Origin of the sequence: Curtobacterium sp. MCBD17_040 (assembly GCF_003234805.2) — a bacterium.
Classification (GTDB): domain Bacteria; phylum Actinomycetota; class Actinomycetes; order Actinomycetales; family Microbacteriaceae; genus Curtobacterium.
The window spans coordinates 964,075-985,037 of record NZ_CP126273.1 but is presented as its reverse complement, the minus strand read 5'-3'; the positions used below and the strand labels follow the sequence as shown (position 1 = coordinate 985,037).

Here is a 20,963-nt window from a genome sequence, read left to right as displayed (position 1 = left end):
GCGTCGCCCACCCGACTGCGCTCAGTCCGTCGCCTGGGGATGGCGCCGGTACGAGGACACGGTCGGTTCGCCCGTCAACCAGAATCGCCACGGGAACGCGCGCCCTCCCGCCACGCCCCCGACACCGACCCGCGGGCCGACGGAGATCCGCGGTCTGCCGTCCGCGAGGGATTCGTCGAGGAGCGCGGTCGTCGACGAGGCGAGTCGCTCCTCCAGTCCGTCGGCGAAGCGGAGGACGTAGGGTCCGCGGCCGTCGAGCACGCTCGAACCGTCGTCCGTGAGCATCGCGCCGAGCGCCTGACCGAGGTTGCCCGGCCCGCGGGCGAGACCGACGTCGGGCACGCGGTCACCGCGTCGCTCCCGCGCAAGCGAGACGCCCTCGACCACCGCCCCCGCGCGCAGCAACGACCCGGAGGCGAATCCGTCCGGTCCACTGACGACGTTGAGGCAGGTGTGGATGCCGTACGAGCGATAGGCGTACAGGGTCCCTGGCGCACCGAACAGGTGGCGGTTGCGCTGCCGCGGACCGCGGAACGCGTGCGACCCCGGGTCGGTCTCGCCCATGTAGGCCTCGACCTCGGTGATGCGCACGGTCACGCCGCGACCGGTGATGGTCGCACCGAGCAGCGCGGGAGCAGCCGCCAGCGCGGGCTCGCCGAGCACCCCTGCCTCGTCGATCACGCGAGCGGCGCCGCCTCGGTCAGCGATCGGATCCGAGCGGTGAGGGCCACGACCTGTTCGGCGACGCGCTCCGGTGCCGTCCCTCCGGCACCAGCGCGACTGGCGACGCTCCCCTCGACGGTCAGGACCGAGCGGACGTCCGGGGTCAGGTGTTCGGAGACGGACCGGTAATCCGCATCACTCGGTTCGTCGAGCTCGAGGCCGCGCTCCTCGCAGAAGCGCACCAAGGCACCCGAGATCTCGTGCGCGTCACGGAACACCACACCGCGGCGCACCAGCCACTCGGCCACGTCCGTCGCGAGGGAGAACCCCTGCGGCGCGAGCGTCGCCATGCGCTGCGTGTCGAACTCGACGGTCGCGACCATGCCGGTGAACGCCGGGAGCAGCACCTCGAGTTGCGTGACGGAGTCGAACACCGGCTCCTTGTCCTCTTGGAGATCGCGGTTGTACGCCAACGGGAGTCCCTTGAGCGTCGCGAGCAGCCCGGTGAGGTTGCCGATGAGGCGGCCGCTCTTGCCGCGCGCGAGTTCCGCGATGTCCGGGTTCTTCTTCTGCGGCATGATGCTCGACCCGGTCGAGAACCCGTCGTGCAGCCGGACGAAGCCGAACTCCTTCGTGTTCCAGACGATGAGTTCCTCGGCCAGCCGCGACACGTCGATCCCGATCTGCGCGGTGACGTAGGCGAATTCCGCCACGACGTCGCGCGACGCCGTCGCGTCGATCGAGTTCTCGGTGGGGCGAGCGAATCCCAGGTCTGCCGCGACCGCGGCGGGATCGAGACCGAGTGAGCTCCCGGCGAGCGCACCCGCGCCGTAGGGGGACGCGGATGCCCGGGAGGCCCAGTCACGGAAGCGCTCGAGGTCACGGACCAGCGGCCAAGCGTGGGCGAGCAGGTGGTGCGCGAGCAACACCGGCTGCGCGTGCTGCAGGTGCGTGCGCCCGGGCATCACGGCGTCACGGTGGGCGTCCGCCTGCGCACTGAGCGCGTCGATGAGGTCCACCAGCAGGTGCCCGATCCGTCGCGCGTGGTCGAGCAGGTACAGCCGCACCAGCGTCGCGATCTGGTCGTTCCGGCTGCGGCCGGCCCGGAGCTTCCCACCGAGGTCGCCCCCGATGTCCTCGATGAGCAGACGCTCGAGCGCCGAGTGCACGTCCTCGTCGTCCTGGCCCGGTCGGGCCGTGCCGGCCGCGACCGCAGCGTCCAGGCGGTCGAGACCGTCCAGCATCCGGCTGAGTTCGTCCTCGGACAGGTACCCGGCCACCGCGAGGGCGCGGGCGTGTGCCCGCGACCCCGCGGTGTCGTACGGCGCCAGCTGCCAGTCGAACTGCGTGGACCTGCTCAGTTCGACGAGCTCCGGGGAGGGACCGCTGCTGAACCGCCCGCCCCACAGCGCGCCGGCCTCGCCGGCCCTGCTCGTGCTCTGCTCGTCCGCCATGCCGCCGCTCCGCCTCAGTTGGCCAGGTCGCGCCGAGCGGAGATCTTGCTCGGCAGGGACCAGATCTCGATGAAGCCCTTGGACAGCGACTGGTCGAACGTGTCGCCCGTGTCGTACGTGGCGAGGTCGAAGTCGTACAGGGACTGCTCGCTCCGACGGCCCGTCACGGTCGCACGGCCGCCGTGCAGCTGCAGGCGGATGTCACCGGACACGTACTGCTGGGTGTCCTCGATGAACGCGTCGAGGCTGCGCTTGAGCCCGGAGAACCAGAGACCGTCGTACACGAGGTTCGCCCACTCGGACTCGACCCCGCGCTTGTAGCGGTTGACGTCACGTTCGAGCGTCAGGCTCTCGAGTTCCTCGTGCGCCGCGATGAGCGCCATCGCGGCGGGCGCTTCGTAGACCTCGCGGCTCTTGATGCCGACGAGCCGGTCCTCGACCACGTCGATCCGCCCGACGCCGTGCTTGCCCGCCAGTGCGTTGAGCTCCTGCACGATGCGGAGTGCGCTGAAGCGCTGTCCGTCGATCGCGACCGGAACGCCGTGCTCGAACGTGATGGTGACCTCGTCCGCGGCGCGCTCGACCGTCGGGTCCTGCGTGTACGAGTACAGGTCCTCGATCGGCGGGTTCCAGGGGTCCTCGAGGAACCCGGTCTCCACGGCGCGGCCCCAGACGTTCTGGTCGATCGAGTACGGCGACTTCTTGCTCTGCTCGATGGGCAGGTCGTGCTCCTGCGCGTACACGATCGCCTTGTCGCGCGTGAGTGCGAGGTCCCGGACCGGCGCGACACTCGTCAGGTCGGGGGCGATCGCGGCGACCGCTGCCTCGAACCGGACCTGGTCGTTGCCCTTGCCGGTGCAGCCGTGGGCGACGCTGTCCGCGCCAAGCTGCTTGGCGGTGAGGGCGAGGTGCTTCGCGATGAGCGGCCGGCTCAGGGCGGACACGAGCGGGTAGCGCTTCTGGTAGAGGGCGTTCGCCTTGAGCGCCGGCATCAGGTAGTCGTCGGCGAACTCGTCCTTGGCGTCGACGACGATCGACTCGACGGCGCCGCAGTCGAGCGCGCGCTGACGGATGCGGTCCATGTCCTCGCCGCCCTGGCCGACGTCGACGGCGAGTGCCACGACCTCCTTGCCGGTGGCGTCCTTGAGCCATCCGATGCCGACGGAGGTGTCGAGCCCTCCGGAGTACGCGAGTACGACGCGGTCTGCCATGGTTCTCCTTCTCAGGGGATGCGGGGGTGCGGGGTGGTGGATGTCGTCGCGGGCCGAGGTCAGTCGGCCGCGTGGTCGAGGAGCCAGGCGAGGAGGGCCTTCTGCGCGTGCAGTCGGTTCTCGGCCTCGTCCCAGATGATGCTCCGCGGACCGTCGATGACCGCTTCGGTCACCTCGTAGCCGCGGTCGGCGGGCAGGCAGTGCATGAACACGGCGTCGTCGGCGGCGTGCGCCATGAGCTCGTCGTCGACGCGGTACCCGGCGAAGGTCTCGAGGCGCGCTTGCTTCTCGTCCTCCTTGCCCATGGACACCCAGGTGTCGGTGACGACGACGTCGGCACCGCTCACCGCCGCGACGGGATCCGTCACGACGAGGGCGGAGCCACCGGTCCGCGCACCGACGCGCTCGGCGTCGGCGACGACCTGCCGGTCGGGTGCGAACGCGGCGGGGGCCGCGACACGGACGTGCATGCCCGCGGTCGTCCCCGCGAGCAGGTAGGACTGGGCCATGTTGCTCGCGCCGTCGCCGACGAAGGCGATCGTCTGACCGGCGAGCGTGCCCCGGTGCTCGCGGATCGTCAGGAGGTCCGCGAGGAGCTGGCAGGGATGGAAGTCGTCGGACAGCGCGTTCACGACCGGCACCGTGGTCCCGGCGGCCATCTCCTCGAGCCCGGCCTGCGCGTACGTGCGCCAGACGATGGCGGACACCATCCGTTCGAGCACGCGCGCCGTGTCGGACGGGGTCTCCTTGCCGCCGAGCTGACTGTTGGCGGTGGAGATGATGAGCGGGCTGCCCCCGAGGTCGCTGATGCCGACGTGGAACGACACGCGCGTCCGGGTGGAGGACTTGTCGAAGATGACCGCCACGCTCTGGGGCCCCGCCAGCGGCTTCGCGCCCCAGCGGTCGACCTTCATCGCCGCGGCGAGGTCGAGGATCTCGAGCTGCTCCGCCTGGGTGAGGTCGTCGTCCCGGAGGAAGTGGCGGGTCATGCCGCTGCCTCCATCGCCGGCGCGAGGATCACCAGGAACTCGTCGATCTCGGCGTCGGACACGATGAGCGGCGGTGCGATCCGGATGGATGACTCGTTCGGAGCGTTGACGATGAGCCCGCGCTCGAGCGCGGCCGTGTTGATCGCGGGGGCGACGGGTCGGGTGAGTCCGATCCCGACGAGGAGGCCCTCGCCCCGCACCTCGTCGACGAGCGGGCTGCCGATGGCTGCGATCCCGGCGCGGATGCGCTCGCCCTTGCCGCGCGCCGCCTCCACGAGCCCGGTGGTCTCGATCTCGCCGAGCACTGCGTTCGCGACCCGCGTCGCCAACGGGTTCCCGCCGAAGGTGGACCCGTGCTGGCCTGCGGAGAACAGGTCGGACGCCCACCCGAACGTGACGAGTGCGCCGATCGGGAAGCCTCCGGCGATGCCCTTCGCGATCGTGATCGCGTCGGGCGTGATCCCGTGCCCCTGGAAGGCGAACCACGACCCGGTGCGTCCCACGCCGGTCTGGATCTCGTCGAGGATGAGCAACGCGCCGTGCTGCTCCGTCAGCGCTCGCGCCGCCGCGAGGAAGCCCTCGGGCAGGTCGACGACGCCGGCCTCGCCCTTGATCGGTTCGAGCACGAGTGCGGCGACATGGTCGTCGATCGCGGCCTCGAGCGCCTCGATGGTGGAGTCGATGTGTTCGACCCCGGGGATCATCGGCTCGAAGTCCTCGCGGAGGGCGGGCTTGCCGGTGAGCGCGAGGGCACCCATCGTGCGTCCGTGGAACGAGTTCTGCAACGCGAGGATCCGCGTGCGGGACCCGTCGCCCTTGTTCAGCCGTGCGAGCTTGAACGCGGCTTCGTTCGCCTCGGCCCCGGAGTTACCGAAGTAGACGCGACCCGCGTCCCCCGCGCCGGTGATGCGCTTGAGGCGTTCCGCGAGCTCGAGCTGCGGCGGCGTGGCGAAGTAGTTCGACACGTGCATGAGCTTCGACGCCTGGTCCGTCACGGCCTCGACCACCGCGGGGTGGGCATGACCGAGCGAGTTCACGGCGATGCCCGCCAGGAAGTCGAGGTACTCCTTGCCGTCGACGTCCCACACCCGGCAGCCGCGGCCACGCTCGAGCATGATCTTCGGTGGGGTCAGCGATCGCATGAGCGACGCGCCGAACCGGTCGTTCCAGCCAGTCTGGGTCGTCATGCTCATGCTTCGTTCCGTTCGTCAGCAGCGGCCGGGTGTCCGGGCGCGCGTCGTTCGTTGGGGATGACCTCGGTGCCGGCACCGCGCAGGGTGAACACCTCGAGGAGGATGGAGTGCGGGATACGGCCGTCGATGATGGTCGCGCCGCCGACGCCCGCGACCACGGCATCGAGACAGGCGGTCATCTTCGGGATCATGCCGGACTCGAGGCTCGGCAGGAGTTCCCGGAGTTCGTCGACCGAGATGAGGTCGATCACGGAGTCCCGGTCGGGCCAGTTCCGGTACAACCCCGGCACGTCGGTCAGCATCATGAGCTTCGACGCGCGCAGCGCGATCGCCAGGGCTGCCGCCGCGGCGTCGGCGTTCACGTTGAGGGCCTGCTCCGGATCGCTCTCGTCGATCGCGATGCTCGACACCACCGGGATCCGGTTGGCCTCGATCGCGGCGAGCACCTCGGTTGGGTCGACCTCGGTGATGTCGCCGACGTGACCGAGGTCGAACTCCTCGCCGTCGATGACCACACCGCGCTTGTGCCCGGAGAACAACGAGCCGCCGTCGCCGGACACGCCGACCCCGAGTCCCGCGCCGTGCTCGTCGAGCAGGTCGACGATCTCGCGGTTGACCTCACCGGCCAGGACGTCGCGCACGACCGTGATCGCTTCGGTCGTGGTCACGCGGTACCCGCCACGGAACTCCGACGCGATGCCCTGTTGCTCGAGCGCGGCCGAGATCTGCGGGCCGCCACCATGCACCACCACCGGGTGGAGCCCCGCGTAGCGCAGGTAGACCATGTCCTCGGCGAACGCGCGCTTGAGGTCGTCGTTCACCATCGCGTTGCCGCCGAACTTCACGACGACGACCTTGCCGGAGTAGCGCTTGATCCAGGGCAGCGACTCGATGAGCGTGGCGGCCTTGACCGCGGCGAGTTCCTGGTCCTCGGTGAGGAGTCCGTCGTTGTCCACGTGTGTTCCGTTCGCCATCAGCTCGAGTACGCGCTGTTCTCGTGCACGTAGTCGTGCGTCAGGTCGTTCGTCAGGATCGTCGCCGCGTGGGGGCCGACCCCGAGGTCGATGTGCACGTGCGTGTCGCGCGGCGTCAGGTCGACCTGGTCGCTCGGGCGGTCCGGAGCGCCGGCGTGACACACGCGGACCCCGTTCATGCTGACGTCGACCGCGTACGGGTCGAACTCGGCGTCCGTCGTGCCGATCGCCGCGAGCACCCGCCCCCAGTTGGGGTCGTTGCCGAACACGGCGGCCTTGAACAGGTTGTTGCGGGCGACGCTGCGCCCGACCGTCACCGCGTCGTCCTCGCTGGCCGCGCCGACGACCTCGATCGCGATGTCGTGGCTCGCGCCCTCGGCGTCCTGCTGGAGCTGACGCGCGAGGTCCGCGCACACCGCGGTGAGGGCCTCCTGGAAGTCACCGACCTCGGGGGTCGTCCCGGAGGCGCCGGAGGCCATGAGCACGACCGTGTCGTTGGTGGACATGCAGCCGTCGGAGTCGACGCGGTCGAACGTGACGCGTGTTGCCGCGCGGAGGGCCTGGTCCAGCGCGTCCGACGCCAGGTCGGCATCCGTCGTGATCACCACGAGCATCGTCGCGAGCCCGGGCGCGAGCATCCCGGCGCCCTTCGCCATGCCACCGATCGTCCAGCCGTCGACGGACACCACCGACTGCTTGGCGTGCGTGTCGGTGGTGATGATCGCCTCGGCCGCCGCCGGACCGCCGTCCGTGCTGAGCCCGGCGGCAGCCAGTCCGACACCGCGGAGCACGCCCTCGCGGAAGGCCTCGCCCCCGACCCCGATGAGGCCGGTCGAGCACACCACGACGTCAGCTGCACCGACACCGATGACGTCGGCCACCGCCTCGGCCGTCTGGTGCGTCGTCTGGAACCCGAAGGACCCGGTGAAGCAGTTCGCACCGCCCGAGTTGAGGACGACCGCACGCGCGACGCCGTCCGCGACGACCTGCTGGGACCAGATGACCGGGTTCGCCTTCGCCCGGTTGCTCGTGAACACCGCGGCGACCGCGTCGGACGGACCGTCGTTGACGACGAGGGCGACGTCCGGCTTGCCACTCGGCTTCAACCCGGCGGTCACGCCCGTCGCGCGGAACCCGGCCGCGGCCGTGACGCCCTGGAGGGACGGCACCGCGGTCCCGTCGGTCACCGCGCTCACGGGGCGACTCCGTCGATCGAGAGACCGAGCGTCTCCGGCAGACCGAGCGCGATGTTGGTGGACTGCACAGCAGCACCGGCCGTGCCCTTGGCCAAGTTGTCCAGCGCCGAGATCGCGACGACGCGTCGAGCGGCCTCGTCGACCGCGATGCCCACGAGCGCCGTGTTCGCACCGACCGTGTCCGCGACGCGCGGGTACTCGCCCTCGGGCAGGAGGTGGACGAACGGTTCGTCGGCGTACGCCTGTTCCCAGGCCAGCCGGACGTCGTGCGCGCCCACACCGGGCGCGAGCCGCGCGGACGTGGTCGCGAGGATGCCCCGGGCCATCGGGACGAGCACGGGTGTGAAGGACACCCGCACCGACGAGGCCCCGGCGACGCGGAGGTTCTGCTGGATCTCCGGCACGTGCCGGTGCGTGCCCCCGACCGCGTAGGCGGACGCGGACCCCAGGATCTCGGCGGCCAGGTAGGTCGTCGCGAGCTTCTTGCCCGCACCCGACGGCCCGACGCTCAGCACCGCGACGATGTCGTCCGTCTCCACGACGCCCGCGGCGACCCCGGGCGCGATCCCCAGGGTCACGGCGGTGACGTTGCACCCCGGTACTGCGATGCGCTTCGTCCCGACGAGCTCGGACCGTTGCTTGGCGGCGGCGCCCGATCCGCCGGCCCGCACGAGTTCGGGTAGACCGTACGTCCACGCGCCGTGGTACGCACCGCCGTAGAACGCCGACCAGTCGGCCGGGTCCGTCAGACGGTGGTCCGCACCGCAGTCGACCACGAGGGCGTCGTCCCCGAGCTGCTCGGTGATCGCGCCGGACTGGCCGTGGGGCAGCGCGAGGAACACGACGTCGTGCCCGCGCAGCTGCTCCGGGGTGGTCTCGGTCAGGGTGAGGTGTGCGAGCGAGCGGAGGTGCGGCTGCGTCGCGATGAGCGGTTGTCCGGCGTTCGAGAACGCCGTCACCGTCCTGACGTCGAACTCGGGATGGGCGGAGAGCACGCGCAGGAGCTCCCCACCCGCGTAGCCGCTGGCTCCCGCCACGGCGACGGATACGGACATGGGTTCCACCTTGATGATCGGACTTCGGTCGAGGGAGTCGGAGGCGGCGACCCCGGGCGAGGCTGATCCCGAGTGGATCAGTCGCGCAGGGTCGCCCCGAATCGCTCGCCGGCACGTCGGACGGCGCCGTCTCGGGCCTCGGTGGCCTCGGCGGCGGTCAGCGTGCGGTCCGTGGCGCGGAACCGCAGCGCGAAGGTCAGGGACTTCTGTCCCTCCGTCACGCCGGCGCCCCGGTAGTCGTCCACGAGGCGAGCATACTCCAGCAGCGGACCGGCGCCATCGCGCACGGCGTCGAGCACCGCGCCCGCCGGCACATCCACGTCGACCACGAGGGACAGGTCCTGCGTCGCCGCCGGGTAGGAGACGATCGCCTCGGGCAGGACCGCGGCGGGGGCAGCAGCCACGAGGGCGTCGAGGTCGAGTTCGACGACCGCGACCACGCGCGGCAGGTCGGCGTCGGCCGTCGTCGACGGGAGGAGCTCGCCGACCACGCCGACGGGGTGATCGCCGACCGACACCAGGGCCGCACGGCCGGGATGCATCGACGGGTGTTCCGTCTGCGCGACGGTCAGCTCGGCACCGACCGCCCACGCGACCGTCCGCGCCACGTCGAGCGCGTCGGCGACGCCGTACGGCTCGGCCGCCACACCGGGCTGCTTGAGGAGCCGCGACCCCGTCAGCAGGGCCGACACGTGGGTGGGCTGCGCCGGGAGCGACGCGGTCATCGCGGCGAGGGTGGCGTCGTCGGGACGCTCCGCACCGCGCGGGATCGTCGTCGTGCCGAGTTCGGCCCCCACGGCGGGCAGGAACACGGAGGCCGCCTCGAACACCGCGACGTCGACGAGGCCTCGCGCCGTGTTGCGACGGGCGATGTCGACGAGCCCGGGCAGACCGGAACGACGGAGCAGGTGCAGCTCGCTGTCGAGTGGGTTCGCCAGTGCGACGCTCGGACCGCCGGCCGCGTCGATCCCGGGGAACGCATCGGCCGTCGCCGTGGAGACGAACGGGGCCGTCACGACCTCGACCAGGCCCTGGGCCGCGAGTGCCGCGACGACGCGGCGACGGGCACGCTGGGCACGGCTGAGGCCACGTCCGGGCGGCGCGACCGGCAGCACGCTCGGGATCCGCGCGTAGCCGACGATGCGCGCGACCTCCTCGATCAGCGAGACGTCATCGACGAGGTCCGGCCGCCATGACGGCGGCGTGACCGTGAGCAGGTCCGCGTCGGTCGTGACCTCGGCGCCGACGGACCGGAGGGTCTCGACGACCTCGGCCTCGGTGTAGGCCACGCCGACGACGGACTCGGGCGCATCGAGACGCATCGACACCGCCGGGCGGGGCGAGCGATCGACGAGCGTCGATCCGAGGTCGTCCGCGGTGCCACCCGCGAGCTCGACGAGGAGCTCGACGGCGCGGGCCGCCGCAGCCTCGGCCACGAGGGGGTCCACACCCCGCTCGAACCGCTTCGAGGCCTCGCTCGGGAGCTTGTGCCGACGGGCCGACCGAGCGATGGACACCGGATCGAATCCGGCGGCCTCGATGAGGACGTCGGTCGTCCCCGTTCCGATCTCGGTGCGCGCGCCGCCCATGACGCCCGCGAGCCCGACCGGGCCGGCGTCATCGGCGATGACGAGGTCCTCGGGGTCGAGTCGGCGTTCGACGTCGTCCAGGGTCACGAGGGTCTCGCCCGGCGTCGCGCGGCGGACGGTGAGCCCGCCCTGCAGCGCGCCGAGGTCGTAGCCGTGCAGGGGCTGGCCGAGTTCGAACATCACGTAGTTCGTGATGTCCACGGGCAGCGAGATGCTCCGGACGCCGACGAGTCGGAGCCGCGCGATCATCCAGGCGGGCGTCGGGCGGGTCGGGTCGATGCCGCGGACCACGCGCGTCACGAAGGTCCGGGCGCCCACGTTGCCGCGGATCGGTGCGTCGTCCGCGATGGTGACCGCGAAGCCGTCACCCGACCGCGGAGCCGGACGCTCGGCGGGGTCGTGGAAGGTCGCCCCCGTGGCGTGGGCGTACTCGCGCGCCACGCCACGGATGCTGAACGCGTACCCGCGGTCGGGGGTGACGTTGATCTCGACCGCGGCGTCGTCGAGCCCGAGGAGCGCGATGGCGTCCGCGCCGACCTCGGGCTCCATGCCGAGGTCCGCGAAGCGGAGGATGCCGTCGTGGTCCTCGCCGAGGCCGAGCTCGCGGGCGGAGGCGATCATGCCGTCGGACACGTGTCCGTACGTCTTCCGGGCGGCGATCGGGAACGGACCGGGCAGCACGGCACCAGGCAGCGTGACGACCACGAGGTCACCGACGTCGAAGTTGTGCGCGCCGCAGACGATGCCCCGCGGTTCCGGTTCGCCCACGTCGACCTGGCACCAGTTGATCGTCTTGCCGTTCTTCTGCGGCTCCGGCACGCGTTCGAGGACTCGGCCGACGACGATCGGCCCCGTCAGGTCGAACGCGTGCTCGGCCTCTTCTTCGAACCCGACCGACACGAGGGCGGCGTGGACGTGCTCGAGGGTCGCGTCCTCGGGGAGGTCGACGGACTCACCGAGCCATCGGAGTGGGACGCGCATCAGACCACCGTTCCGAACTGCTGCGAGAAGCGGATGTCGCCCTCGACCATGTCACGCATGTCGTTGAGGTCGTTGCGGAACTGCAGCGTCCGCTCGATCCCCATGCCGAACGCGAAGCCCTGGTACTCGGACGGGTCGATTCCGGCCGAGCGGAGCACGTTCGGGTTGACCATGCCGCACCCACCCCACTCGACCCAGCGCGCGCCGCCCTTGGCGTTCGGCTGCCAGACGTCCATCTCGGCGGAGGGCTCGGTGAACGGGAAGTAGTTGGGCCGGAGCCGGATCTGGGCGTCGGCGCCGAACATCTGCCGCGCGAAGTGCTCGAGCGTGCCGCGCAGGTGCGCCATGGTCAGTCCCCGGTCGACAGCGATGCCCTCGACCTGGGTGAAGACGGGCGTGTGCGTCGCGTCGAGTTCGTCCGACCGGTACACGCGTCCGGGCGCGATGACGTACAGCGGCACACCGCGCCCGAGGAGCGATCGGACCTGGACGGGCGACGTGTGCGTGCGCATGAGCAGGTGCCGCTCGACCGGCTCGACGAACAGCGTGTCCTGCATCGCGCGAGCGGGGTGGTCCTGGTCGAAGTTGAGGGCGTCGAAGTTGAACCACTCGTGCTCGAGCTCGGGGCCCTCGGCGACCTCCCACCCCATGCCGACGAAGATGTCCGCGATCGTCTCCTGCAGCAACGACAGCGGGTGTCGCGCGCCGGGCTGGTGGCGCACCGGCAGCGCCGTGACGTCGACCCGCTCCGACTCGAGGCGGGCGCGCTCCTCGGCCACGGCGAGGACTGCCTCTTGCTCGGCGATCGCCTGGTTCACCCGGGCCCGCGCCTGGCCGACGAGCTTGCCGGCCTCGGCCTTCTGCTCCTTCGGCACCGTCCGCATGGACGCGTTGAGCCGCGCGAGCACCGACTGCTCGCCGGTGTGTTCGGCGCGGGCGTGCTTGAGCTCCGCGACCGTCGTCGCGGCGCGGACGGCGACGAGTGCCGACTCCACGGCAGCGGCGACCGCCGGCTCGCTGATCTCGAGTGGTTCTGACACGGTACGCAAGCCTACCGGGCGGGCGTCGGGCCTCCCGGTACACCGTCCGGACCGTGGACAGCGGCATGGGCTGCCGGACGGTGGAGGACCACCAGCGGTCAGGACCGGTGCACGAACGCGCTCTCGTACAGACAGACCGACGCCGCCGTCGCGAGGTTCATCGACTCCGCCTGGCCGTAGATGGGCACCCGGACCGCGCGGTCGACGAGGGCCAGGTCCGCGGCGGTGAGTCCGCGGGCCTCGTTGCCGAAGACCCAGGCGGTCGGACCGTCGAGCATGCCGTCGCTCCGCACCACCGGGAGTTCCTCGCCCGACACGTCCGCCGCGAGCACGGTGTAGCCCGCGGCGCGTGCTCGGTCCACCGCCGAGGCCAGCTCGACACCGACGGACACGGGGACGTGGAACAGCGACCCCGTCGTCGACCGCACCACCTTGGGGTTGTAGGGGTCGACGCTCCGACCGGTCATCACGACGGCCTGCGCGCCCGCGGCGTCCGCGGCACGGATGATCGTGCCCGCGTTGCCCGGATCGCGCACCTGTTCGAGGATCGCCACGAGACCGGGCAGGCCCGCGTCCTCGCCGGCGCCCGGCCGGAAGACGTCCTTGACCGACGTCGGGAACTGCTCGCACACGGCGACCACACCCTGCGGCGTGACGGTGTCGGCCATCGCCTCGAGGACCTGCTCCGTCACGAACACGACCGGGAGGTCGGCGGCCGCCGCGGCCTCGCCGAGCTCCGGATGGCGCTCGAGAGCCGTGGGGGTCGCGAACAGGTCGTGGAGCAGCTCGGGCCGGAAGCGCAGGGCCTCGGACACGGCCTGGGGCCCCTCGAGCAGGAACCGCCGCGTCTCGGCGCGGACCTCCTTGCGGGACAGCTGTGCGACCGTCCGGACGCGGGAGGAGCGGGGGTTGTCGAGCAGTTCGGTCACCCGCCCAGTGTGGCAGGGACGGCCGTCACGCCCGTCCGAGCCGCGTGCGCCGCGGGCCGGGAGGCGCGGGTCGGGCCCGCACCGGACCTCCCGACCGCCCCCAGGACAGCGAGCGGGCCCGACCACGTGACGTGGTCGGGCCCTCTCGGGTGCGCGATGGCTCAGGCAGCGGCCTTCGGCGCGGACGTGTCCGCCGGGAGCGCGTTCTTGGCGGTCTCGACGAGCGCCGCGAAGGTCTCCGGGTTGTTGACCGCGAGGTCGGCGAGGATGCGGCGGTCGACCTCGACACCCGCGAGCCCGAGGCCCTGGATGAGGCGGTTGTAGGTCAGCCCGTTCGCGCGCGACGCGGCGTTGATGCGCTGGATCCAGAGGCGACGGAACTCGCCCTTCTTGGCGCGGCGGTCGCGGTACGCGTAGACGAGGGAGTGGGTGACCTGCTCCTTCGCCTTGCGGTACAGGCGCGACCGCTGACCGCGGTAGCCCTCGGCGCGCTCGAGAACGACGCGACGCTTCTTGGCGGCGTTGACCGCCCTCTTCACTCTTGCCATGGTGGTTTCCTAACGTTCCGGGTCGGCGATGGTCGGCGAGGGCCGATCAGTGGCCGAGGAGCTTCTTGACGGCCTTGACGTCGGCCTTCGCGAGGACCTGGTCCTCGTTGAGGCGGGCCTTGCGCTTGGCGGCCTTGACCTCGAGGTTGTGACGCATACCAGCCTGCTGCTTCATGATCTTGCCGGAGCCGGTGATCTTGAAGCGCTTCTTGGACCCGGAGTGGGTCTTCTGCTTGGGCATGTGGGTGCCTTTCCGTACGGGGTGTGGGGGTCGTGGTGCCGCAGCGCTGCGACGGGGCCGGACGGCCCGGGTGGTGCTCGGAGCGGTGTTACTCGGCGGCGCTCGGCGCCTCGGCCTCGGCGGCTGCCTTCGCGCCCTCGGGGTTCGACTGCGCGCGGTTGGCGGCGCGGACGGCGGCCTTCTTGGCGTTCGACTCGGCCTTGGCGTCCGACTTGTTCTTGAGCGGCGAGATCACCATCGTCATGTTGCGGCCGTCCTGGGTCGGTCGCGACTCGACGACGCCGTACTCCGCGATGTCCTCGGCGAAGCGCTGGAGGAGACGCACGCCCTGCTCCGGACGCGACTGCTCACGGCCGCGGAAGAGGATCATGGCCTTCACCTTGTCACCCGCCGCGAGGAAGCCCTCGGCGCGCTTGCGCTTGGTCTCGTAGTCGTGTGCGTCGATCTTCAGACGGAACCGGACCTCTTTGAGGATCGTGTTCGCCTGGTTGCGCCGGGCCTCTTTGGCCTTCTGCGCGGCTTCGTACTTGAACTTGCCGTAGTCCATGATCTTGGCCACGGGCGGCTTCGAGTTCGGAGCAACCTCGACCAGATCCAGCTCTGCCTCTTGCGCGAGGCGGAGGGCGACGGCGATGGGGACAACGCCGACCTGCTCACCACCAGGGCCGACGAGTCGGACCTCGGTGACACGGATTCGGTCGTTGGTACGGGGATCGCTGATGCGGAACTCCTTCGTGAAGTGGTCTCCGTCCGGCGGTTCGGCCGGGACGGGGCACGCGATGCGAGGAGTTCGTACGCACGGATCGACCCGTGGTACCCGCCCGACCCCGGCCCGCGGGGCCGGACGACCGTCGGGACGCCCTGTCGGACAGGACGCCACCGTCGGCGGAGCGGTTGTGACCCGGTAACCTGTGGTGCGCGGTCGCGGGTGGGAGAGACTCCTCTTGTTCGCGCTGCTGCCGGTGCGTGAGCACGTGGACAGCAACTGCCGCTCAGAGTCTAGCAGAGGAGCACCGTGACCAACAGCCCGGACGAGGCCCAGCCCATCGCGACGGACGAGTCACCCGAGGAGGGCGGTGCCGCCCGGGACATCGCGGAGGTCCCCGCGGTCGAACTCATCAACACCGTCAGCATCCACCTGCTCAGCGCGGCCGCCGTCAAGGTCGGGCTCGCGGACGACCCGGACTCGCAGACGGACCTCGACGAGGCGCGGAAGCTGATCACGGCCCTGGCCGGGCTGGTCACCGCTGCCGCCCCGGAGATCGGCGACCACCACGCCCGTCCACTCCGTGACGGCCTCCGGAGCGTGCAGCTCGCCTTCCGCGAGGCGTCGAGCATCCCCGATGCACCGGGGCAGGGACCGGGCGAGAAGTACACCGGGCCGGTCAACTAGGGCGCCGCGGGCCGGTCGACCAGCGCGCCACGGTCCGCTCACGCGACCCCGCGCGCTCCGGCCGGACGACCCAGCGCTCCGCCCCGACGGCCCAGCGCTCCGCCCGACGGCCCAGCGCTCCGCCCGACGGCCCAGCGCTCCGCCCCGACGCCCCAGCGCTCCGCTCAGGCCGCCCGGAGCGCGACGCCGAGGCTGTCGACGTGCTCGGTGATGAACCGGTCCGCCGACCAGCGGGCCTGGAGGCGCGACACGAGTCCGCGCACCGCCTCCGCATCCAGACCGGGTACGAGCACGAGACCGACGATGAGTTCGGGGCCCGCGAAGCGGCCACCGGCGTCGCCAGGGGCCAATTCCACCCGGACGACGTCGGGCTCGTCGGCGAACGACGCGACGAAGGCCTCGCCGACGAACGGGTCCGCGTAGCTGGGAACCCAGGGGAGGTCCTGTCCCAGCGCCCACACGGCCGGACGGCGCACGACGAACTCCGTCGGCGCGGTCGGGTCGAGCACGATGAGCTCCGTGCCCTCACTCGCCGCCGCGAGCGCGACGCGGCGGGACTCGACCGGGACGGGTCGAGCTCGCGGGTCCCACGACCGCATGGCGTCGACCGAGGTGAACGCCGGCATCACGCGGCGCCCGTCCGGCCCCGCCACCGTGACGATCGAGAGCTCCTGCGTCTTGTCCACCGGGCGGCCGTCCGGTCCCACCCCGACGTCACCGGCGTGGGCCACGAGCGGCACGAGCAACCGGGCGCCGCGGAGCGCGTCGAGCACCGTGACGTGCGAGCCCGTCCCCGCCCGGACGCCCTCGAGCGCTGCGGACAGCGCCGGGTCGGCCGTGCCGTCGTCGCCCGCGAACGTCGTGTCGTGCGCCTGGAACGTGCGGCCCGCCCACGGGAGACCCGCGCTGTCGGCCGCCATGCCGGAGGACGCGGATGTGCCGTCGCCACCGTGGTGGTGACCGGCGTGGTCGTGATGGTCGGCGGCCACGCCCTACTCCCCCGCGACCTCGAGCGCCGCGGGCAGGGTGAACGCACCGGAGTACAGCGCCTTGCCGATGATCGCGCCCTCGAGCCCCAGGGGCACGAGTTCGCGGAGCGATCGGAGGTCCTCGAGCGCCGAGACACCGCCCGAGGCGACCACAGGTCGTTCGGTGCGCTCGAGGACCTGCCGCAGGAGGTCGACGTTCGGCCCCTGCAGCGTGCCGTCCTTCGTCACGTCCGTCACGACGTAGCGGGCACACCCGGCGTCCTCGAGCCGCGCGAGGACGGTGAACAGGTCGCCCGCGTCCTCGGTCCACCCACGGGAGGCGAGGGTCGTCCCGCGGACGTCGAGGCCCACGGCGATGCGCTCCCCGTGCTCGCCGATCACGCGAGCGGCCCACTCCGGGTGCTCGAGCGCCGCTGTGCCGAGATTGACCCGGGCCGCTCCCGTCGCGAGCGCCGCCTCGAGCGAGGCGTCGTCACGAATGCCTCCGGACAGCTCGACCGACACGCCGTCGACCGCGGCGATGACGCGCCCGATCACATCGCGGTTGTCGCCACGACCGAACGCCGCGTCGAGGTCGACGAGGTGGATCCACTCGGCGCCCTGCTCGCGCCACGCGGCGGCGGCGTCGACGGGGTCGCCGTACCCGGTCTCGCTGCCGGCTTCGCCCCGGGTCAGCCGGACGGCCGTGCCGTCGACGATGTCGACCGCGGGCAGCAGGACGAGGGCCGGTGTGGTGGAGGAATCGCTCATGGTGTTCCCGGGTTCGGAGGGTCAGAGGGTCCGGAGCCAGTTCCGGAGCAGCGCGATGCCCGGCTCGCCCGACTTCTCCGGGTGGAACTGGGTCGCTGCGAGCGCACCGTTCTCGACCGCCGCGACGAAGCGCTCGCCGTGCTCCGCCCACGTCACCTTCGGGGCGGGGAACGGCGGCTGTGCGTCGATGTCGAGGGACGTCGCGCCGTAGGAGTGGACGAAGTAGAACCGCTCGCCGCTCAGACCGTCGAAGAGCACGGAGTCGGCGGGCGGCTGCACGGTGTTCCATCCCATGTGCGGCAGGACCTCCGCGCGCAACTGGTGGATCGTCCCCGGCCACTGCCCGAGTCCCGGCACATCGGACCCGCGCTCGACGCCCCGCTCGAACATCACCTGCATGCCGACGCACACGCCGAGCACCGGCTTGCCCCCGGCGAGCCGTCGGTCGACGAGGTCGCCGCCCCGCACGGTGTCGAGCTGGTCCATCACCGCTCGGAACGCGCCGACCCCAGGGACGACGAGCCCGTCGGCCGCGAGCGCCGCCTGGCGGTCCGCCGTGACGGTGACGTCCGCCCCCGCCCGCTCGAGCGCCTTGGCGGCCGAGTGGATGTTGCCCGACCCGTAGTCGAGCACGACGACGTCCGGACGAGCGCTCACAGCGAACCCTTCGTGGACGGGATGCCCTCCACCCGCGGGTCCGGCTGGACCGCCGCACGCAGTGCCCGCGCGAACGCCTTGAACTCGGCCTCGGCGATGTGGTGCGGGTCACGGCCCGCGAGGACCCGGACGTGCACGGTGAGACCGGCGCGCATCGTCACGGCCTCGAACACGTGCCGGACGAGCGAGCCGGTGAAGTGGCCGCCGATTCGGTGCAACGCGAAGCCCTCGGGCTCCCCCGTGTGGACGAGGTAGGGACGACCCGAGACGTCGACCACGGCCTGGGCGAGCGCCTCGTCCAGGGGCACGAGCGCATCGCCGTACCGCCCGATCCCGGCGCGGTCGCCGAGCGCCTGCCGCAGCGCCTGCCCGAGGACGATGCCGGTGTCCTCCACGGTGTGGTGCGCGTCGATGTCGGTGTCACCCGACGCCTCGACCTGGAGGTCGATGAGCGAGTGTTTCGCGAACGCGGTGAGCATGTGGTCGTAGAACGGGACCGATGTCGAGACCGAGGAACGACCGGTGCCGTCGAGGTCGAGCGACAACGTGACGCTCGACTCGCTCGTCGCGCGGGTGATCGAAGCGATGCGCGAGCCGGTCATGCTCCAACCCTAACGGGGCCGATCTCGCGCATCGCCGTGAGGAACGCCGAGGTCTCGTCGGCCGTCCCGGCACTGACCCGAAGGTGCTCGGGGATCCCGAGGTCGCGGACGATGACGTCACGCTCGAGGAGTTCCTCGAACACGCGGCGGGGTTCCGCCACGCCGCCGAAGAGCACGAAGTTGGACCAGGTCTCGTAGGGGCGGAAGCCCATGTCCCCGAGCTCGCGGACCATCCGGTCGCGCTGGACCACGATGTCGTCGACCATCCGGAGCATCTCCGGCGCGTGCCGCAGCGCGGCGACCGCGGCGGCCTGCGTCAGGGCCGACAGGTGGTACGGCAGCCGGACGAGGCGGAGCGCGTCGACCACCGCGGGATCGGCCGCCAGGTAGCCGACGCGCGCGCCCGCGAAGGCGAACGCCTTGCTCATCGTCCGCGACACGACGAGCCGCTCCCGCCCGGGCAGCAGGGTCAGGGCCGAGGGCTGGTCCTTCGGCATGAACTCCGCGTAGGCCTCGTCCACCATGACGATGCCGTCCGTCGCGTCGTAGGCCTCGGCCACGGTGTCGAGCGACAGCGGCGTGCCCGTCGGGTTGTTCGGACCGCAGAAGAACACGATGTCGGGGCGGTGCTCGCGCACCGCCGCGACCGCCGTCGCCGGGCTGATGCCGAACTCGGCGTCCCGCTGCGCGGGGATCCACCGGGTACCGGTACCCGAGGCGATGATGGAGTGCATCGAGTAGGTGGGCGGGAACCCGAGGACGGACCGCCCGGGACCGCCGAACGCCTGCAAGAGCTGCTGGATGACCTCGTTCGAACCGTTCGCCGCCCAGACGTGTTCCGGCGCGAGGCCGTGCCCGAGGTACGAGGCGAGCGACGAGCGCAGCGCGGTGAACTCGCGGTCCGGGTAGCGGTTCACCGTGGCGAGCGCCGCGCCGATCGAGGCGAGGATGTCCTCGGCGACCTCGGGCGGCACGGGATGCGTGTTCTCGTTGACGTTCAGCTGGACGCGGACGTGCTTCTGCGGCGCCCCGTACGGGGTCTGACCACGGAGGTCGTCACGGATGGGGAGGTCGTCCAGGGTGATCGCCACCGGACCATCGTAGGGCGGCGGCAGTCAACGCGGACCGACCAGCCGGACGGGATGACGACGGCGTCACCCCGTCCGGGAGGCCGATCAGGAGCCCGTCGTGTACTGCGTCGGGATGGCGAGCTTCTCGCCCGCCTGGACGGCGGCGCTCGGGAGGTTGTTGAGGTCGACGACGTCCTGCACGAAGTCGCGCGGGTCGACGTTCGGGGCTTCGTCCTGCGCGAGTTGCCACAGGGACTCGCCCGGCTGGATCGTCACCGTCGTGAAGTGCACGTGCGCCGCGTGCTCCCCCGCTGCGGCCTGCCCACCGTTGAGGGCGGCGAGGGCGACCACGAGCAACACGGGGAGTGCACTGACGGTGGTGAGGACGACCCGGCCCCGCCGAGTGATCCGGAGCCGGGGACGGACCGTACCGGCGGATGTGCTGCTGATGGTGCTCATGCTGACGTCTTCCTCGTACACGGGTCGCCTCGGTGGCCCGAAGACCTGTACCGAACGTACGTTCGATCCGAAGCGCGCGCAAGTCCTAATGGTGCTGAACGGGGTGTCGGATCGACGACACGCTCGAACAGGTGTTTGGCGCGCCTGGTCCTGGCGGATACAGTTTCGATCGACTGGAGCCAGCCTGACGGGAACCACCGACATTCCCGTCGGACGGGGCGACGACCACTGGCCGGACCGGGGAGCACGACGCACATGGCAGACGACGCACCACGCGAGATGCGCACCCAGAAGCCCCTGACCCCGAAGCAGCAGGCGATCCTCGACGCCATCCGCTCCTCGATCGCGAACCGCGGGTACCCGCCGAGCATGCGCGAGATCGGTGACGCGGTCGGCCTCTCCTCACTGTCGAGCGTCACGCACCAGCTCGGTCAGCTCGAGCTCGGCGGCTGGATCCGCCGCGATCCGAACCGACCGCGCGCGCTCGAGGTCCTCGTGGACGAGCCCCGACCGGAGGACGGACCGGACATCGACGCGACGACGCTCGTTCCCCTCGTCGGCCGGATCGCCGCCGGTATCCCGATCACGGCCGAACAGCACGTCGACGAGATCGTCCCGCTCCCCCGTCAGCTGGTCGGGACCGGTGACCTGTTCATGCTCCGCGTGGTCGGGGACTCCATGGTCGACGCCGCGATCTGCGACGGCGACTGGGTCGTCGTGCGGAGCCAGCAGACCGCCGAGAACGGCGAGATCGTCGCCGCGATGCTCGACGAGGAGGCGACGGTCAAGGTGTTCCGCCAGCGCGACGGCCACACCTGGCTGCTCCCGCGGAACACCGCGTTCGAGCCGATCCTCGGCGACGCGGCCACGGTGCTCGGACGCGTCGTGGCGGTCCTGCGCTCCGTGTGACGTCGCGCACACCCGGGTCCGTCCGCTGGACGCGGAACGGCACGGTGGTGCGCCGGGCCGGCGGTTTCGGC

At 71.5% G+C, this 20,963-nt stretch carries 22 protein-coding genes; 2 read left to right on the top strand and 20 right to left on the bottom strand.

Annotated features, from left to right (window positions below; all coding sequences use genetic code 11):
* Nucleotides 1–21 precede the first annotated feature (21 nt).
* The 14 genes from DEI94_RS04770 to infC all read right to left on the bottom strand — a co-directional run bounded on the left by DEI94_RS04770 (nt 22) and on the right by infC (nt 14,784).
* Entirely contained in the window at nt 22–681 is a 660-nt protein-coding gene (locus DEI94_RS04770; protein ID WP_258372070.1) for a DNA-3-methyladenine glycosylase, read from the bottom strand.
* Nucleotides 678–2,117, bottom strand: a complete 1,440-nt coding sequence (argH, locus tag DEI94_RS04765; protein WP_111026873.1) for an argininosuccinate lyase — start codon at nt 2,115–2,117, stop codon at nt 678–680. Before argH ends, DEI94_RS04770 begins: the two co-directional genes overlap by 4 nt.
* A gap of 14 nt (nt 2,118–2,131) precedes the next feature.
* Nucleotides 2,132–3,328, bottom strand: a complete 1,197-nt coding sequence (locus DEI94_RS04760) for an argininosuccinate synthase (protein WP_111011138.1) — start codon at nt 3,326–3,328, stop codon at nt 2,132–2,134.
* Nucleotides 3,329–3,387: 59 nt separating this feature from the next.
* Nucleotides 3,388–4,317, bottom strand: a complete 930-nt coding sequence (argF, locus tag DEI94_RS04755; protein WP_111026874.1) for an ornithine carbamoyltransferase — start codon at nt 4,315–4,317, stop codon at nt 3,388–3,390.
* On the bottom strand, nt 4,314–5,510 hold the full coding sequence (locus tag DEI94_RS04750; protein WP_111026875.1) for an acetylornithine transaminase: 1,197 nt from the start codon (nt 5,508–5,510) through the stop codon (nt 4,314–4,316). The genes argF and DEI94_RS04750 overlap by 4 nt, the downstream gene beginning before the upstream one ends.
* Nucleotides 5,507–6,484 (bottom strand): acetylglutamate kinase, encoded by a 978-nt coding sequence (argB, locus tag DEI94_RS04745; RefSeq protein ID WP_111011135.1) that lies wholly within the window; start codon nt 6,482–6,484, stop codon nt 5,507–5,509. Before argB ends, DEI94_RS04750 begins: the two co-directional genes overlap by 4 nt.
* Nucleotides 6,484–7,680, bottom strand: coding sequence for a bifunctional glutamate N-acetyltransferase/amino-acid acetyltransferase ArgJ (gene argJ, locus DEI94_RS04740; protein WP_258368720.1), 1,197 nt, complete (start codon nt 7,678–7,680; stop codon nt 6,484–6,486). The genes argB and argJ overlap by 1 nt, the downstream gene beginning before the upstream one ends.
* Complete coding sequence (gene argC / locus DEI94_RS04735; RefSeq protein ID WP_111011134.1) at nt 7,677–8,735, bottom strand: N-acetyl-gamma-glutamyl-phosphate reductase; 1,059 nt, start codon at nt 8,733–8,735, stop codon at nt 7,677–7,679. The genes argJ and argC overlap by 4 nt, the downstream gene beginning before the upstream one ends.
* Before the next feature lie 77 nt (nt 8,736–8,812).
* A complete protein-coding gene (gene pheT / locus DEI94_RS04730) occupies nt 8,813–11,305 on the bottom strand; it encodes a phenylalanine--tRNA ligase subunit beta (RefSeq protein WP_111011133.1) in 2,493 nt (830 codons plus the stop codon).
* Nucleotides 11,305–12,345 (bottom strand): phenylalanine--tRNA ligase subunit alpha, encoded by a 1,041-nt coding sequence (gene pheS / locus DEI94_RS04725; protein WP_111011132.1) that lies wholly within the window; start codon nt 12,343–12,345, stop codon nt 11,305–11,307. The genes pheT and pheS overlap by 1 nt, the downstream gene beginning before the upstream one ends.
* 98 nt (nt 12,346–12,443) lie before the next feature.
* Nucleotides 12,444–13,265, bottom strand: coding sequence for a TrmH family RNA methyltransferase (locus DEI94_RS04720; RefSeq protein WP_111026934.1), 822 nt, complete (start codon nt 13,263–13,265; stop codon nt 12,444–12,446).
* A 170-nt stretch (nt 13,266–13,435) separates the two neighbouring features.
* Nucleotides 13,436–13,822 carry a 50S ribosomal protein L20 gene (rplT, locus tag DEI94_RS04715; protein WP_111011131.1) on the bottom strand — a complete coding sequence of 129 codons (387 nt, stop codon included), beginning with the start codon at nt 13,820–13,822 and terminating at the stop codon, nt 13,436–13,438.
* Nucleotides 13,823–13,868: 46 nt separating this feature from the next.
* Nucleotides 13,869–14,063: a 50S ribosomal protein L35 gene (gene rpmI, locus DEI94_RS04710; protein WP_111011130.1), complete on the bottom strand. Its 195-nt coding sequence runs from the start codon at nt 14,061–14,063 to the stop codon at nt 13,869–13,871.
* A gap of 88 nt (nt 14,064–14,151) precedes the next feature.
* Nucleotides 14,152–14,784, bottom strand: a complete 633-nt coding sequence (gene infC / locus DEI94_RS04705) for a translation initiation factor IF-3 (RefSeq protein WP_111011149.1) — start codon at nt 14,782–14,784, stop codon at nt 14,152–14,154.
* A gap of 324 nt (nt 14,785–15,108) precedes the next feature.
* Here infC and DEI94_RS04700 point away from each other — a divergent pair, with 324 nt between their 5' ends.
* Nucleotides 15,109–15,456: a DUF1844 domain-containing protein gene (locus DEI94_RS04700; RefSeq protein WP_111011148.1), complete on the top strand. Its 348-nt coding sequence runs from the start codon at nt 15,109–15,111 to the stop codon at nt 15,454–15,456.
* Between the two features lie 164 nt (nt 15,457–15,620).
* Here DEI94_RS04700 and DEI94_RS04695 read toward each other — a convergent pair whose 3' ends face one another.
* The 6 genes from DEI94_RS04695 to DEI94_RS04670 form a co-directional block, all read right to left on the bottom strand.
* Complete coding sequence (locus tag DEI94_RS04695; RefSeq protein WP_111026935.1) at nt 15,621–16,376, bottom strand: SseB family protein; 756 nt, start codon at nt 16,374–16,376, stop codon at nt 15,621–15,623.
* Between the two features lie 72 nt (nt 16,377–16,448).
* A complete protein-coding gene (gene priA / locus DEI94_RS04690; protein ID WP_111026876.1) occupies nt 16,449–17,195 on the bottom strand; it encodes a bifunctional 1-(5-phosphoribosyl)-5-((5-phosphoribosylamino)methylideneamino)imidazole-4-carboxamide isomerase/phosphoribosylanthranilate isomerase PriA in 747 nt (248 codons plus the stop codon).
* A gap of 21 nt (nt 17,196–17,216) precedes the next feature.
* The gene (hisH, locus tag DEI94_RS04685) at nt 17,217–17,852 is read right to left on the bottom strand and encodes an imidazole glycerol phosphate synthase subunit HisH (RefSeq protein ID WP_111011128.1); all 636 of its coding nucleotides are present in this window, start codon (nt 17,850–17,852) and stop codon (nt 17,217–17,219) included.
* The gene (hisB, locus tag DEI94_RS04680; RefSeq protein WP_111026877.1) at nt 17,849–18,454 is read right to left on the bottom strand and encodes an imidazoleglycerol-phosphate dehydratase HisB; all 606 of its coding nucleotides are present in this window, start codon (nt 18,452–18,454) and stop codon (nt 17,849–17,851) included. Before hisB ends, hisH begins: the two co-directional genes overlap by 4 nt.
* Nucleotides 18,451–19,545, bottom strand: a complete 1,095-nt coding sequence (locus tag DEI94_RS04675) for a histidinol-phosphate transaminase (RefSeq protein ID WP_111026878.1) — start codon at nt 19,543–19,545, stop codon at nt 18,451–18,453. Before DEI94_RS04675 ends, hisB begins: the two co-directional genes overlap by 4 nt.
* An 84-nt stretch (nt 19,546–19,629) precedes the next feature.
* The gene (locus DEI94_RS04670) at nt 19,630–19,983 is read right to left on the bottom strand and encodes a LysM peptidoglycan-binding domain-containing protein (RefSeq protein WP_111026936.1); all 354 of its coding nucleotides are present in this window, start codon (nt 19,981–19,983) and stop codon (nt 19,630–19,632) included.
* A gap of 255 nt (nt 19,984–20,238) precedes the next feature.
* Between DEI94_RS04670 and lexA the strand changes: the two genes are divergently transcribed.
* Nucleotides 20,239–20,892, top strand: coding sequence for a transcriptional repressor LexA (lexA, locus tag DEI94_RS04665; protein ID WP_111011124.1), 654 nt, complete (start codon nt 20,239–20,241; stop codon nt 20,890–20,892).
* The last annotated feature ends 71 nt before the right edge of the window (nt 20,893–20,963 follow it).

What these genes read in the sequence shown, in the direction of transcription:
- argH (WP_111026873.1), bottom strand. Translation starts at nt 2,117, where the DNA reads ATGGCGGACGAGCAGAGCACGAGCAGGGCCGGCGAGGCCGGCGCGCTG.
- DEI94_RS04760 (WP_111011138.1), bottom strand. Translation starts at nt 3,328, where the DNA reads ATGGCAGACCGCGTCGTACTCGCGTACTCCGGAGGGCTCGACACCTCC.
- argF (WP_111026874.1), bottom strand. Translation starts at nt 4,317, where the DNA reads ATGACCCGCCACTTCCTCCGGGACGACGACCTCACCCAGGCGGAGCAG.
- DEI94_RS04750 (WP_111026875.1), bottom strand. Translation starts at nt 5,510, where the DNA reads ATGAGCATGACGACCCAGACTGGCTGGAACGACCGGTTCGGCGCGTCG.
- argB (WP_111011135.1), bottom strand. Translation starts at nt 6,484, where the DNA reads ATGGCGAACGGAACACACGTGGACAACGACGGACTCCTCACCGAGGAC.
- argC (WP_111011134.1), bottom strand. Translation starts at nt 8,735, where the DNA reads ATGTCCGTATCCGTCGCCGTGGCGGGAGCCAGCGGCTACGCGGGTGGG.
- pheT (WP_111011133.1), bottom strand. Translation starts at nt 11,305, where the DNA reads ATGCGCGTCCCACTCCGATGGCTCGGTGAGTCCGTCGACCTCCCCGAG.
- rplT (WP_111011131.1), bottom strand. Translation starts at nt 13,822, where the DNA reads ATGGCAAGAGTGAAGAGGGCGGTCAACGCCGCCAAGAAGCGTCGCGTC.
- rpmI (WP_111011130.1), bottom strand. Translation starts at nt 14,063, where the DNA reads ATGCCCAAGCAGAAGACCCACTCCGGGTCCAAGAAGCGCTTCAAGATC.
- DEI94_RS04695 (WP_111026935.1), bottom strand. Translation starts at nt 16,376, where the DNA reads ATGGCGGCCGACAGCGCGGGTCTCCCGTGGGCGGGCCGCACGTTCCAG.
- priA (WP_111026876.1), bottom strand. Translation starts at nt 17,195, where the DNA reads ATGAGCGATTCCTCCACCACACCGGCCCTCGTCCTGCTGCCCGCGGTC.
- hisB (WP_111026877.1), bottom strand. Translation starts at nt 18,454, where the DNA reads ATGACCGGCTCGCGCATCGCTTCGATCACCCGCGCGACGAGCGAGTCG.
- DEI94_RS04670 (WP_111026936.1), bottom strand. Translation starts at nt 19,983, where the DNA reads ATGAGCACCATCAGCAGCACATCCGCCGGTACGGTCCGTCCCCGGCTC.
- lexA (WP_111011124.1), top strand. Translation starts at nt 20,239, where the DNA reads ATGGCAGACGACGCACCACGCGAGATGCGCACCCAGAAGCCCCTGACC.